A 13,807-nucleotide genomic window follows, 5' to 3' on the forward strand; every position below is an offset into this window, starting at 1 on the left:
CCGTCGAGTAACGACGTACCACGCAAAAACTGGCCCGTCCCTTCGGGTTGCGCGGCAAATTGCGCCATGCGTCGTTGCGGGATTTGGCAAGGGAACGACCATTACCTGCATCCCGCGCCTCGCGTGGCGCAATTTGGCGCAGCAACGCGGCTCGCGTCGAAACGGCAACAGACCCTAGGTCTTGGCTCCTGCGTCCTCGATCAGAGGCGCAGGTGAGGCTGATCAGCCAAATCCACGGCCATTTCCTCCCATCCTCTTGTTCGCCAAGTCGCCTGGCTGCTTAATCGGGCGATTGCCGAGGAGTGCGCCCATGACCAGTTTTCTTAACCAACAAACACCCGCGATGGCTTCGCCGGCCGAACTGCGCGCGCTGATCGAAAGTCGCCGTTCAGTGCGCCGTTTCACCCCTGAGCTGGTGCCGGATGCGGTGATTCGCGATTGCCTAGAGCTGGCCGTGCTGGCGCCAAGTTCCTGCAACCTGCAGCCCTGGAGTTTTCAGGTGATTCGCGATCCGGCGCTGCTGGCGCAACTGCACCCGGTATGCATGAGCCAGAACGCCGCCCGTGCACCCTTGATCATCGCCGTGTTGGCGCGCCCGGACACCTGGCGTCAGGCCTGTCGCAACGTTATCGATTACTGGCCGGAGGCCGAGGTGCCGGCGCGCATCCGCAGTTTCTACAGCAAGACCGCGCCCTTCCAGTACAACCAAGGGCCGCTGGGCTTGCTGGGTTTGTTCAAGCGTCAGCTGGTGCGACTGATGGGTGTGCGCAAACCCTTGATGCGCAAGCCCAACAGCAAGGCCGACATGCGACTGTGGGCGGTTAAGTCGACGGCGCTGGCGGCGGAGAACCTGATGCTGGCCTTCCAGAGCCATGGCTATGCCACCTGTCCGATGGAAGGCTTCGATGAGCCGCGCCTACGCCGGGTGCTGGATATCCCGCGTCAGGCCATCCCCATCATGCTGCTGGCCGTCGGGCGCCAGGGCGAGAAGGGCGTCTACAATCCGCGCCTGCGCTTTCCGCTGGAGCAGCAGGTGATCTGGCGCTGATCTGGGTCAACTCGTTGTCTCTTGAATACGGCGTAATCGTCCTTATCTAGTCTGCATCTCAGCGAGTTTCTTTTTTCGGGGATGTAGTCCCGGCCCGCCATTCTGGAGGAAGGACATATATGCGTATCGATCGTTTGACCAGCAAGCTGCAACTTGCACTCTCTGATGCCCAATCCCTAGCGGTGGGCATGGATCATGCCGCCATCGAGCCGCTGCACCTGATGCAGGCGCTGCTCGAACAGCAGGGTGGGTCGATCAAGCCGCTGCTGATGCAGGTCGGCTTCGACATCAATAGCCTGCGCCAAGGTTTGACCCGCGAGCTGGATCAGCTCGGCAAGCTGCAGAACCCCACCGGCGATATCAACCTGTCGCATGATCTGGCGCGTCTGCTCAACCAGGCCGACCGCCTGTCACAGCAACGCGGCGACCAGTTCATTTCCAGCGAGCTGGTGCTGCTCGCCGCCATGGACGAGAACACCAGGCTGGGCAAGCTGCTGCTCGGCCAGGGCGTGTCGAAGAAGGCCCTGGAAAATGCCATCGCCAACCTGCGCGGCGGCCAGGCGGTCAACGACCCCAACGTCGAAGAGTCGCGCCAGGCGCTGGACAAGTACACCGTCGACCTGACCAAGCGTGCCGAAGAGGGCAAGCTTGATCCGGTGATCGGCCGTGACGACGAGATTCGTCGCACCATTCAGGTTCTGCAGCGGCGCACCAAGAACAACCCGGTGCTGATTGGCGAGCCCGGCGTGGGCAAGACCGCCATCGTCGAGGGCCTGGCCCAGCGCATCGTCAATGGCGAGGTGCCCGATGGCCTCAAGGATAAGCGCCTGCTGGCGCTGGACATGGGCGCGCTGATTGCCGGCGCCAAGTTCCGCGGCGAGTTTGAGGAGCGCCTGAAAGCCGTCCTCAACGAGCTGGGCAAGCAGGAAGGGCGGGTGATCCTGTTCATCGACGAGCTGCACACCATGGTCGGCGCCGGCAAGGCCGAGGGCGCCATGGATGCCGGCAACATGCTCAAGCCGGCGCTGGCGCGCGGCGAGCTGCATTGCGTTGGTGCCACCACCCTGGACGAATACCGTCAGTACATTGAGAAGGACGCTGCGCTGGAGCGACGCTTCCAGAAGGTGCTGGTGGACGAGCCGAGCGAGGAGGACACCATCGCCATCCTGCGTGGCCTGAAGGAGCGCTACGAGGTGCACCACGGTGTGACCATCACCGATGGCGCGATCATCGCCGCGGCCAAGCTCAGCCATCGCTACATCACCGACCGCCAATTGCCGGACAAGGCCATCGACCTGATCGATGAAGCCGCCAGCCGCATCCGCATGGAGATCGACTCCAAGCCCGAGGAGCTGGACCGCCTTGACCGCCGCCTGATCCAGCTGAAGATCGAGCGCGAGGCGCTGAAGAAGGAAGACGACGAGGCCACCAGGAAGCGCCTGGAGAAACTCGAGGACGACATCGCCAAGCTGGAGAAGGAATACGCCGACCTGGAGGAAATCTGGAAGTCGGAGAAGGCCGAGGTGCAGGGCTCGGCGCAGATTCAGCAGAAGATCGAGCAGGCCAAGACCGAACTGGAAGCCGCGCGCCGCAAGGGCGATCTCAATCGCATGGCCGAGCTGCAGTACGGCATCATTCCGGATCTGGAGCGTAGTCTGCAGATGGTCGATGCGCACGGCAAGGCTGAGAACCAGCTGCTACGCAACAAGGTTACCGATGAGGAAATCGCCGAAGTCGTTTCCAAGTGGACGGGCATCCCGGTGAGCAAGATGCTCGAAGGCGAGCGCGAGAAGCTGCTGAAAATGGAAGACCTGCTGCACCAGCGCGTCATCGGCCAGCACGAGGCGGTGGTCGCGGTGGCCAACGCGGTGCGCCGCTCGCGCGCCGGCCTGGCCGACCCCAACCGGCCGAGCGGCTCGTTCCTCTTCCTCGGCCCGACCGGGGTGGGCAAGACCGAGCTGTGCAAGGCGCTGGCCGAGTTCCTCTTCGACACCGAGGAGGCGCTGGTTCGCATCGACATGTCCGAGTTCATGGAGAAGCACAGCGTCGCTCGCCTGATCGGTGCACCGCCCGGCTACGTAGGTTACGAGGAAGGCGGTTACCTGACCGAGGCGGTGCGTCGCAAGCCGTATTCGGTGGTGCTGATGGACGAGGTGGAGAAGGCCCACCCGGACGTGTTCAACGTGCTGTTGCAGGTGCTTGAAGACGGCCGCCTGACCGACAGCCACGGGCGCACCGTCGACTTCAAGAACACCGTGATTGTGATGACCTCCAACCTCGGCTCGGCGCAGATCCAGGAGTTGGTGGGCGACAAGGAAGCGCAGCGCGCCGCGGTGATGGATGCGGTGGGCAGCCACTTCCGTCCGGAATTCATCAACCGTATCGACGAGGTGGTGGTGTTCGAACCGTTGGGCCGCGAGCAGATCGCCGGTATTGCCGAGATTCAGCTGCAGCGCCTGCGTAGTCGTCTGGCCGAGCGTGAGCTGAGCCTAGAGCTGACGCCGGAGGCGCTCGACAAGCTGATCGCTGTCGGTTACGACCCTGTGTACGGCGCGCGTCCACTCAAGCGTGCGATCCAGCGCTGGATCGAGAACCCGCTGGCACAGCAGATACTCGCCGGCGATTTCGCCCCGGGCGCGACGGTGCATGCCAAGGTGGACGGCGAGGAGATCGTCTTCGCCTGATCGATTGCCGCGTAAGCACAAAGGCCCGCCAATTTGGCGGGCCTTTGCTTTTGTAGCCGTAGGGAAAAGGGGAGAACCCGTAGGGCGTACTCGGCTTTGGCTTCCTGCGTCGCTCTACCTCCTGCATCCATGCAGTCGTCGCGAAGCAGTACGCCGGTCGTTGTGCTGCCAGGCCTGGCATGGCCCGGCGGGCTACTCGCTACGCTCGTGAGGCCGCCCTACACCTAATCCGTAGGAGCGTCAGCCGCGAGGTTCGCGGCTGAAGCCGCTCCTACGTAAAGCGTCAACCTCTTAGCAACAACCACCCCAATGCTTCTTCTTCGAGGTGTGGCCGATGCCGGGGTTGAAGGTATTGGTCGGGTCGAGTTCGCGGTAGAAGCCGGCCAATGCCGGCTTGGCCACGTAGAGATGGCCAACGTTGTGCTCGGCCGGATACTCGGCGCGGCGTTCGTCCAGCAGCTTCCACATGGCATGTTCCATGGCGAGCGGGTCATTACCTTTCTTGACGATATAGTCCTGGTGGAACACATGGCAGAAGAAATGCCCGTAGTACAGCTTGTGGATGATCCGCTCTTCCATCTCGGCCGGGAGCGTCTCGACCCAGTCGCGGTCGTTGCGGCGTAGGGCGATGTCCAGGGCGAGGATGTCTTCGACGCTGCTGCGGTGCGACTCGCGGTAGCGGATCGCGGCACCGGCCACGGCGAAGCGATGGAGGAAGGCCTTGCGTCCCTCATCGGCATCGCATTCGAAATAGGCGCCGCTGGTGCTGTTGGCGAAGTACTCGTTGAGGAAGCTGCGGGTCTGTTCCAACGTGTCGTTGGATACACGCACCAGCAGGTGATGCTCAAAACGGTCACGGTACTCGCGCATGCGTGGCGGCAGGTGGCTGGGCAGTAGGTTCATCAGGGCCTGGATGACCTTGTCGGTCACGCCACGCAGGCCGAAACGTTCGAAGAAACCGTCGACCCGGCTCTTCATGGCGAAGGCAGCCGGCACCTTGGACGTACCGAACTTGTCGATCACCAGGAAGGTGTCCTTGCCGTATTTCTCGCCGATGTCGAAGGCGGTGCGGTGGATGTATTCCCCGGCAATTGGCAGGCGCGGCAGCCTGGCCAGCAGGTGGCGGCGCACTTCGGTCAGATCGTGCGGGTCGTTGCTGCCGATATAGAACACCGTGCTCGGCTCTTTCGGGAAGGTGTCCAGGCGCACCGCGAACAGGCACAGTTTGCCGGCCGAACCGGAGGCCTCGAACAGGCGCGATGGGTCGGCGTTGAAGCGCGCCGGAGTGTCGGCATCGACGTCGCGCACGTGCTCGCCGTAGCGCGCGTCGGAGGCCTTTGCCGTCTCTTCGTTGCGCACCTGCTGCGGTGTGTAGTCGCCGCTCTGCAGGCGGGTGAGGATTTCCTCCGGATCGTTGCCCAGCTCGATCCCCAGGTGGTTGACCAGTTCCAGCGAACCGTCATCTTTAACCTGTGCATACAGCGCCAGCTCGGTATAGGCCGGGCCACGGCGCACCAGGGCGCCGCCGGAGTTGTTGCAGATGCCGCCGAGTACCGAGGCGCCGATGCAGGACGAGCCGATCACCGAGTGCGGTTCGCGATTCAGCGGCGCCAATGCCTGTTCCAGGCGATCCAGGGTGGCGCCGGGCAGGCACACCACCTGCTCGCCACCGTTGATCAACTGTACGCCGGTGATGCGCAGGGTGTTGATCAACACGATCTCGCGGTCGTAGTCGTCGCCATCGGGAGTCGAGCCCCCGGTCAGGCCGGTGTTGGCCGCTTGCATGATGACGATGCGGTCGGCCGCTACTGCCGCCTGCAGGATGCGCCACTGCTCCAGCAAGGAGCCTGGGCGCACCACCGCCAGCACGTTGCCTTCACCCGTACGGTGGCCCTTGCGGAAACGCCGTGTGGCTTGTTCGTCGGTCAGCACGTGGCTGCTGCCGACGATCTGGCGCATCTGCGCCAGCAGGGCGTCACGGGTGATGGAGGCGGCAGCAGTCATTGGCTCAACGCTCCTTTACCAGTAGATCCGGAGTGATTTCGGCGATGGACTTGGCGCCGGTCAGCACCATGGCCACGCGCATTTCCTTCTCGATCAGATCGAGAAGGTTGCTCACACCGGCGCCACCGGCTGCTGCCAGGGCGTAGATGAAGGCGCGGCCGAGCAGCACGGTGTCGGCACCCAGGGCCAGCATGCGTACCACATCGAGACCGGTACGGATGCCAGAGTCGGCGAGGATTTTCAGCTCGCCCTTGACCGCGTCGGCGATGGCCGGTAGCGCCCGGGCGCTGGACAGCACGCCGTCGAGCTGACGTCCGCCGTGGTTGGAAACGATGATGCCGTCAGCGCCGAAGGTCACCGCGTCGCGGGCATCTTCAGGGTCGAGGATGCCTTTGATCACCATCGGGCCGTCCCAGAAGTCGCGAATCCATTCCAGATCCTTCCAAGAAATCGACGGGTCGAAGTTGGCGCCCAGCCAGCCGATGTAGTCGGCCAGGCCGGTGGGGTTGCCGCGATAAGCTGAGATGTTGCCCAGGTCGTGCGGTTTACCCAGCAGGCCGACATCCCAGGCCCACTGCGGATGGGTCATGGCCTGCAGCATGCGGCGCAGCGCCGCGTTCGGGCCGCTCATGCCGGAGTGGGCATCGCGATAGCGCGCACCGGGTACGGGCATATCGACGGTGAACACCAGGGTCGAGCAACCGGCCGCCTTGGCGCGCTCCAGGGCATTCTTCATGAAGCCGCGATCCTTCAGCACGTAGAGCTGGAACCACATGGGCCGGTCGATGGCCGGCGCGACTTCCTCGATCGGGCACACCGAAACGGTGGACAGCGTAAAGGGAATACCTTTGGCTGCTGCGGCCTTGGCCGCCTGCACTTCACCGCGACGGGCATACATGCCGGTCAGGCCGACCGGAGCCAGGGCAACAGGCATGGACAGCTGTTCGCCGAACAGTTCGGTGGACAGGCTCAGGTCGGACATGTTCTTCAGCACCCGCTGGCGCAGTGCGATGTCCGACAGGTCGGCAACGTTACGGCGCAGGGTGTGCTCGGCGTAGGCGCCGCCATCGATGTAATGGAACAGGAAGGGCGGCAGCTTGCGCTGGGCCGCGGCGCGGTAGTCGGTGGAGGCAGAAATGATCATGGGCTCATCCTGTTACTAAAAAGAGAAAGCATAGCCTGACGGAAAATGCCCCGACATGGTCGGGGCGCTTTCGTGTGACGAGGTTCAGTGCACCAGTGGGTCAGTCACACCCAGCACGTAGATCGCGATCATCGCGATGATGCCGGTGAACAGCACGTAGTACAGCGTCGGCCAGATGGTCTTGCGCAGGGTGCTGCCTTCGCGCCCGAGCAGACCGACGGTTGCCGAGGCAGCAACCACGTTGTGAATCGCCACCATGTTGCCGGCAGCGGCGCCGATGGCCTGGACGGAGACGATCAGTGCGCTGGAAATACCCAGGCTGCTGGCTACACCGAACTGGAACTGGCTGAACATCATGTTGCTGACGGTATTGGAGCCGGCGATGAAGGCGCCCAGTGCGCCGATACTTGGCGCCAGCAGCGGGTAGATGCCACCAACACTCTCGGCTACCCAGCCAGCCATGAGGATGGGCATGCTGGCCAGCTCGGCACCATTGACGCCGGAGTTGATCAGGATGCGTACCATCGGCACGGTGAACAGCAGCACGAAGCCGGCGCTGAGCAGCACGCTGGACGATTCCTTCACGGCCTTGCCCAGGTCACGTGCTTTCATGCCATGCAGGAAGAAGGTGGCCAGCACCACGGCGACCAGAATGCCCCCCGGCAGGTACAGCGGCTGGAAATTGGCACTGACGCCGGCCTCGCCGAGCAGGTCGGGGAAGTTCACTACCACGGCTTTCAGTGCATTACCCACTTCCGGGAATACGCGGCTGATCACCAGCAGGGCGCCGACCATTACGTAGGGCAGCCAGGCACGCAGCGCGCTCATGGGTTTGGCGGTCAGCTCGTCCAGTTTCATCTCGACACTGCCCAGCCACTCGCTTGGCCATTTGTCCGCCGGCGCGAAGTCCCAGGTCTTCTTCGGCACCAGGAAACCAAAACGTGCGGCGCTGGTGACGATGGCCAGACCGATCAGGCCGCCCAGCAACGACGGAAATTCCGGCCCAAGGAAAATACCGGTAGCCGCGTAGGGCAGTACGAAAGCCAGGCCACCAAAGATGGCAAATGGCAGCACTTCCAGACCCGCTTTCCAGCTTTTTTCCTGACCGAAGAAGCGTGTCAGCATCATGACCATGATCAGTGGCATGACCACGCCAACGGTGGCATGAATGATCGCTACCTGGCTGGTGATCAGCTGCAGGAATTGCCCCCAGGACGAACCCTGTTCGACCAGTTGTGCGCCAATGCTGGCGGTATCCAGGCCGGTGTTGATGCCAACTATGATCGGCGTACCGACGGCGCCGAAGGATACCGGTGTGCTTTGCACCAGCATGCCCAGCAAAACGGCGGCCATTGCCGGAAAACCGATCGCCACCAGCAACGGCGCGGCGATGGCGGCTGGTGTACCGAAGCCCGAGGCACCCTCGATGAAGCAGCCGAACAACCAGGCAATGATGATCGCCTGGATGCGGCGGTCAGGGCTGATGGTGGTGAAGCCGGCACGAATGGCGGTGATACCGCCGGAGTGCTTGAGGGTGTTCAGCAGCAGAATCGCGCCAAAGATGATCCACAACAGCCCCAGTGTGATCAGCAAGCCTTGCAGGGTGGAGGCCAGTACGCGGTTGAAGGTCATGTCCCAGGCGAACAGGCCTACAGCAGCAGTCACCAGGTAAACCAGAGGCATGGCGTGTTTGGCCGGCCAGCGCAGACCGATCAGCAGCACGGCAGCGAGCAGAATCGGCGAGAACGCCAGCAGGGCGAGAATTCCGTTGGACATTGGGTCTTACTCCACACGAGCGCACAACTGGCGCGGCAGGGATGAGGCGTGATCGAACAGGCTTGCAGCGCGTAGGGCTGTCATGGCGTGACCTCGATGGTTTGTTGTTCTTGTTGGCTAAATTGGTAATACCAATTTACAAAGTAGCGGGCTCAGGTTAAAAGTTGCTCAATAGACTGTCAAATCGAGAGGCTAAGACTTTGGTCGTAGAGTGCTTGCTTGTTCAGCGAAGAAGGGCGCTATAGGCTTGCCCTGTGAGGCCATCGGCCTGGTCAAACCAATGGAGATGTGGGTAATGGAAGTAGGTCAGGTGCGGCAGCGTCGTCTCTCTGATGACATTGTCGCGCAACTGGAAACCATGATTCTCGAGGGCACCTTGCGTGTCGGTGAGAGGCTGCCTGCAGAACGTGCGCTGGCCGAGCAGTTCGGTGTGTCTCGTCCGTCCCTGCGTGAGGCGATCCAGAAACTGGTGGCCAAGGGGCTGCTGGTCAGTCGCCAGGGAGGCGGTAACTATGTCGCCGAATCACTCGGCTCGACCTTCAGCGACCCGCTGTTGCAACTGCTGGAGCACAAGGAAGACGCCCAGCGCGATCTGCTGGAATTTCGTCACACGCTGGAAGGCTCCTGCGCCTACTACGCGGCCAGGCGCGCCACCGATATCGATCGGCAGCGCCTCACCGAAGCGTTCGAAGCCTTGCAGGATTGCTACGCGCGAGTCGGCAAGGTGACTCGCGCCGAGGAGGGGGCGGCCGATGCGCGTTTTCACCTGGCGATTGCCGAGGCCAGCCACAACGCCGTTCTGCTGCACACCATTCGTGGCTTGTTCGATCTGCTCAAGCGCAACGTGGTGACCAACATCGGTGGCATGTATGCCCAGCGCGAAGAGACCCGCGACATGCTGATCGGGCAGCACCGCGCGCTGTACCAGGCAATCATCGAAGGTCGCGCGGAAGACGCCCGCGAGCTCTCCAATCAGCATATCGATTATGTGCAGGAGGTGCTGTCGGAAGTGCAGTTGGAAGCCCAGCGCGTGGCGCGTGCGCAGCGCCGACTGGGGTTGTAGGCGCTACAGGCTGTACTGGAGCAGGGCGTGACTGGCGGCGATCCGTTGGCGAAGCAATACGCTGTTGAGTCCCAACGGAATGTTGTGGTGCCAGGTCTGGCATGGCGGACTGTTCGCTTGGGCTCCTGAGTCCGCCCTACGCCAACTTTGCCTGCAGCCTGTCGCCGCTTTTAGTCGTCCTTGCCCTTGCTGCGCATCGCACGTTGAACCTCGCGGTCGGCGTCACGCTCTTTCTCGGTGTGGCGCTTGTCGAAGTCCTTCTTGCCCTTGGCCAGGGCAATTTCGCATTTGACCAGATGCTGCTTCCAGTACAGCGACAGCGCCACGGCGGTGTAGCCCTTCTGCTGCACGGAGCCGAACAGCTTTTCCAGCTCGCGCTTGTTCAGCAGCAGCTTGCGCGTGCGGGTCGGGTCGGCGATGACATGGGTGCTGGCGGTTTTCAGTGGCGTGATGTGGCAGCCCATCAACCAGGCCTCATCGTCCTTGAGCAGCACGTAGCTGTCGACCAACTGTGCCTTGCCGGCACGCAGGCTCTTCACTTCCCAGCCGGACAGCACCAGGCCGGCCTCGAACTTGTGTTCGATGAAATAGTCATGCAGCGCCTTCTTGTTCAGCGCGATGGTGCCTTGGGGATGTTTCTTTTGCTTAGCCATAGGGCGCGCATTATAGGGAGTCGTCCGCGCCTGCGCCATGGGGCTTTACCGAGCCAAACTTGAGCCCATGCCGCTAATCTCCGACAATGCGCGATCTTTTTTCCCACAGATATGGGTCTTGGCCGCAATGGCGAGCGACAAAGTTTCAATTCACGGGGGCTGGAGCAGTCGCTGGGTATTCATCATGGCTGCGATTGGCTCGGCAGTCGGCCTGGGCAGCATCTGGAAGTTCCCGTACATGACCGGCATCTACGGTGGTGGTGCCTTCGTGTTGATGTTCCTGGTATTCATCGTGTTGGTCGGCGTACCCGTCATGCTGGCGGAAACCCTGATCGGCCGCCGCGGTCGGCAGAGTCCGGTCAATGCGATGAAGAGCCTGGCGATCGAAGCCGGAGCCTCGAAGCACTGGTCGCTGGCTGCGCTGATGGGGATGGTCGCTGCGCTACTGATCCTGTCCTTCTACAGCGTGGTAGCCGGTTGGTCGCTGGATTACATCATCGGCATGGGGCGTGGCGACTTCACCGGCATCAGCGCCGATGGGGCAGGTGCGGCGTTCGGCGGTCTGACCTCCGATCCGTGGCGACTGACCCTGTGGCACAGCCTGTTCATGCTGATCACTGCGTTCGTCATCGCCAAGGGGGTGGTAGCAGGGTTGGAGCGCAGCCTGCGCATCATGATGCCGCTGCTGTTCGTGTTGTTGCTGGTGCTGCTGGGCTATAGCTTCACCACCGGGCATTTCCGTGAAGGTTTCGACTTCCTCTTCCATTTCGATCCGAGCAAGGTGCAGGACGGCATTCTGGCTGCCATGGGCCATGCCTTCTTTACCCTGAGCGTGGGCGTGGGCTCGATCATGGTCTACGGCGCCTACATGCCGAAGAAGGCCTCGATAGGCGCCACGGTGCTGACCGTCGGTCTGCTCGATACCCTGGTGGCGCTGACTGCGGGGCTGGCATTGTTCCCTATCGTCTTCGCCGCCGGCCTGGAGCCGGGCGGTGGCCCGGGGCTGATGTTCGTCACCCTGCCGATTGCCTTCGGTAACATCGCTTTCGGTCAGGTGATGGGGCTGATCTTCTTCGTGTTGGTGGCTGTTGCCGCATGGAGTTCGTCGATCTCCATGCTGGAGCCGGCCGTGGCCTACTTCGTCGAAAAAACCGGGCGCAGCCGTGCGCAGGTAACCGCCGCGCTGGCGCTGTTGTGCTGGCTGGTGGGGATGGGCACGGTGCTGTCGTTCAACCTGTGGGCCGAGGCCAAGTTCTTCGTCTTCGCCGAGGACGGTTTCCATCTGTTGCAGTGGGGTGCCGAGGGCGGCAAGACGTTCTTCGACAGCATCGACTACCTCACCAGCCGTATCCTGCTGCCGCTGGGCGGTCTGTCTTTCGCCATGTTCGCTGGTTGGGTGCTAAGCCGTGATGCTGTGCGTGAAGAGTTGTCCATCAGAAGCCCGCTGCTGTTCAATCTGGCCCTCTGGCTGATTCGCGTCGTGGCGCCAATCGGCGTGCTGATCGTGTTCATTGCGGAGCTGAGCAAGTAAATGGCTACTCGAATCCAGCGTTCGGCGTTGTTGCCGTACCCGGCGCAGGCACTGTTTGATCTCGTCAACGACGTGGCCGGTTACCCAAAATTTCTGCCTTGGTGCCGCGCCAGTGAGGTGTTGGAGGTCAGCGAGACGCACATGCTGGCCAGCCTCGAGGTGGCCAAGGGCAGCATCGGCCAGCGCTTCGTCACGCGTAACGTGCTGCTGCCTGGGCAGCGTATCGAGATGAACCTGCAGGAAGGGCCTTTTACTAGTCTCCATGGCGTCTGGGAGTTCAAGGCGCTGGGCGACAAGGCCTGCAAGATCAGCCTGGACCTGACCTTCGACTATGCTGGGCCCCTGGTGCGTGCCACGCTGGGCCCGCTGTTCAATCAGGCGGCCAATACCATGGTCGACGCCTTCTGCCAGCGAGCCAAGCAGCTATATGGATAAGCCCAGTATCGCCATCGAAGTGGTCTATGCCCTTGCCGAACGGCAGAAACTCCTGCGTCTGTCCGTACCGGCCGGCACCACGGTGCGCGAGGCCGCGCTGCGTTCTGGTATGCAGCAGTTCTTTCCGGAGCTGGATCTGAGCCAGGCGCCGCTGGGCATTTTTGGCAAAGCGGTAGGCAAGCCGGAAGAGCGAGTGCTGGAGGAGGGTGAGCGTGTCGAGATCTATCGGCCGCTGATCGCCGATCCGAAGGAAGTGCGCAAGCAGCGTGCGGCCAAAGCCAAGGCCAGGGAAGAAGGCGAGGAGTCGAGCTAACCCGTCAGCTCGTTAGGCGGCAAATATGAAAAAGCCCGGATTCGCTCCGGGCTTTTTCGTGTCCGCGTGTTACTGCGGATCGGTTTCCAGCGGCTCGGGAGTCGGAACCGGAACGGTTTCGACCTGATCCACCTCACGCTGAATCTGCTCCAGCAGCGAGCCAGGCGCCGGCGGGGTTTCGTCCTGTGGTTTGGCTTGCGGCTGCGCACTGTCGGTGTCGCTACCTTCGCCCATGATTGCCTGGTCACGGCTGACGCCGGGCATGAAGTCGCCGGCCAGGCCAACCAGTTGGTCGCTGCCGTCGAATACCAGGCTGACGCGTTCCTGCAGGCGCTGACCGCCGCCAGGCTGGATGCTGTACAGATAATCCCAGCGATCGGCATGGAAGGTGTCGGTGATCAACGGGTTGCCCATGATAAACCGCACTTGGCGTCGGGTCATTCCCGGGCGTAGCTGGTCTATCATGTCCTGTGTCACGACATTGCCCTGTTGAATGTCGATCTTGTAAACCCCGGGGAATGAACAACCGGCGAGTGCGAAGAGCCCGGTCAGCGACAGGCTGGTCAGCAAGAGCTTGGTTTTTTGCATCGGAGGGTGACTTCCACTATCTTGGGCAACTTGAACCCCGGATCATACCCGTATTGAAGGGTGCTGCGAAGCAGCATCCATGAGAAAGCAGACCATGGTTGAAAATAACGAACTGCGCAAAGCTGGACTGAAGGTGACTCTGCCACGAGTCAAAATCCTGCAAATGCTCGACAACGCCGAGCACCGCCACATGAGTGCGGAGGACGTCTACAAGGCTCTGATGGAAGCGGGTGAGGACGTTGGCCTGGCCACCGTGTACCGCGTGCTGACCCAGTTCGAAGCGGCCGGTCTGGTGGTGCGTCACAACTTCGATGGCGGCCATGCCGTATTCGAGCTGGCTGACAGCGGCCATCACGACCATATGGTCTGCGTCGATTCTGGTGAAGTGATCGAGTTCTTCGATGCCGAGGTCGAGAAGCGTCAGAAGGAGATCGTCAAGGAACACGGTTTCGAGCTGGTCGACCACAATCTGGTGCTTTACGTACGCAAGAAGAGCTGATCCTTCCGCGGCAATCAGAAAGGCGACCCTCGGGTTAATGCCAGTCAGTTAAGCCGTTGCACTCGATCT

At 62.0% G+C, this 13,807-nt stretch carries 12 protein-coding genes; 7 read left to right on the forward strand and 5 right to left on the reverse strand.

Annotation, left to right across the window (positions count from 1 at the left end; translation table 11 throughout):
* Positions 1-310: 310 nt before the first annotated feature.
* Both DBO86_RS24950 and clpB read left to right on the forward strand, forming a co-directional pair.
* Complete coding sequence (locus DBO86_RS24950) at positions 311-1,048, forward strand: nitroreductase family protein (RefSeq protein ID WP_108235167.1); 738 nt, start codon at positions 311-313, stop codon at positions 1,046-1,048.
* A gap of 119 nt (positions 1,049-1,167) precedes the next feature.
* Complete coding sequence (gene clpB, locus DBO86_RS24955; protein ID WP_108235168.1) at positions 1,168-3,732, forward strand: ATP-dependent chaperone ClpB; 2,565 nt, start codon at positions 1,168-1,170, stop codon at positions 3,730-3,732.
* A gap of 291 nt (positions 3,733-4,023) precedes the next feature.
* Here the strand turns inward: clpB and dld are convergent, their stop codons facing one another.
* From dld to DBO86_RS24970, 3 genes are all read right to left on the reverse strand, one after another.
* Complete coding sequence (gene dld, locus DBO86_RS24960) at positions 4,024-5,736, reverse strand: D-lactate dehydrogenase (RefSeq protein ID WP_074855252.1); 1,713 nt, start codon at positions 5,734-5,736, stop codon at positions 4,024-4,026.
* A 4-nt stretch (positions 5,737-5,740) separates the two neighbouring features.
* On the reverse strand, positions 5,741-6,880 hold the full coding sequence (gene lldD / locus DBO86_RS24965; protein WP_108235169.1) for an FMN-dependent L-lactate dehydrogenase LldD: 1,140 nt from the start codon (positions 6,878-6,880) through the stop codon (positions 5,741-5,743).
* Positions 6,881-6,964: 84 nt separating this feature from the next.
* Complete coding sequence (locus DBO86_RS24970; protein ID WP_108235170.1) at positions 6,965-8,656, reverse strand: L-lactate permease; 1,692 nt, start codon at positions 8,654-8,656, stop codon at positions 6,965-6,967.
* Positions 8,657-8,951: 295 nt separating this feature from the next.
* On the opposite strand from DBO86_RS24970, the gene DBO86_RS24975 reads away from it, so the two are divergent.
* Complete coding sequence (locus DBO86_RS24975) at positions 8,952-9,719, forward strand: FCD domain-containing protein (protein WP_017675351.1); 768 nt, start codon at positions 8,952-8,954, stop codon at positions 9,717-9,719.
* A 170-nt stretch (positions 9,720-9,889) separates the two neighbouring features.
* Here the strand turns inward: DBO86_RS24975 and smpB are convergent, their stop codons facing one another.
* Positions 9,890-10,372: an SsrA-binding protein SmpB gene (gene smpB, locus DBO86_RS24980; protein WP_017675350.1), complete on the reverse strand. Its 483-nt coding sequence runs from the start codon at positions 10,370-10,372 to the stop codon at positions 9,890-9,892.
* A gap of 127 nt (positions 10,373-10,499) precedes the next feature.
* On the opposite strand from smpB, the gene DBO86_RS24985 reads away from it, so the two are divergent.
* The 3 genes from DBO86_RS24985 to DBO86_RS24995 are packed head-to-tail and all read left to right on the forward strand — an operon-like array spanning position 10,500 to position 12,651.
* Positions 10,500-11,903, forward strand: a complete 1,404-nt coding sequence (locus DBO86_RS24985) for a sodium-dependent transporter (protein ID WP_108235171.1) — start codon at positions 10,500-10,502, stop codon at positions 11,901-11,903.
* Entirely contained in the window at positions 11,904-12,338 is a 435-nt protein-coding gene (locus tag DBO86_RS24990; RefSeq protein WP_017675348.1) for a type II toxin-antitoxin system RatA family toxin, read from the forward strand.
* On the forward strand, positions 12,331-12,651 hold the full coding sequence (locus tag DBO86_RS24995; RefSeq protein ID WP_017675347.1) for an RnfH family protein: 321 nt from the start codon (positions 12,331-12,333) through the stop codon (positions 12,649-12,651). Before DBO86_RS24990 ends, DBO86_RS24995 begins: the two co-directional genes overlap by 8 nt.
* Before the next feature lie 69 nt (positions 12,652-12,720).
* Here DBO86_RS24995 and DBO86_RS25000 read toward each other — a convergent pair whose 3' ends face one another.
* Positions 12,721-13,239: an outer membrane protein assembly factor BamE gene (locus tag DBO86_RS25000; RefSeq protein WP_017675346.1), complete on the reverse strand. Its 519-nt coding sequence runs from the start codon at positions 13,237-13,239 to the stop codon at positions 12,721-12,723.
* A 94-nt stretch (positions 13,240-13,333) separates the two neighbouring features.
* Between DBO86_RS25000 and fur the strand changes: the two genes are divergently transcribed.
* Complete coding sequence (gene fur / locus DBO86_RS25005) at positions 13,334-13,738, forward strand: ferric iron uptake transcriptional regulator (RefSeq protein ID WP_108235172.1); 405 nt, start codon at positions 13,334-13,336, stop codon at positions 13,736-13,738.
* Positions 13,739-13,807 lie beyond the last annotated feature (69 nt).

The sequence above is a fragment of the Ectopseudomonas oleovorans genome, from assembly GCF_003052605.1.
Classification (GTDB): domain Bacteria; phylum Pseudomonadota; class Gammaproteobacteria; order Pseudomonadales; family Pseudomonadaceae; genus Aquipseudomonas; species Aquipseudomonas oleovorans_A.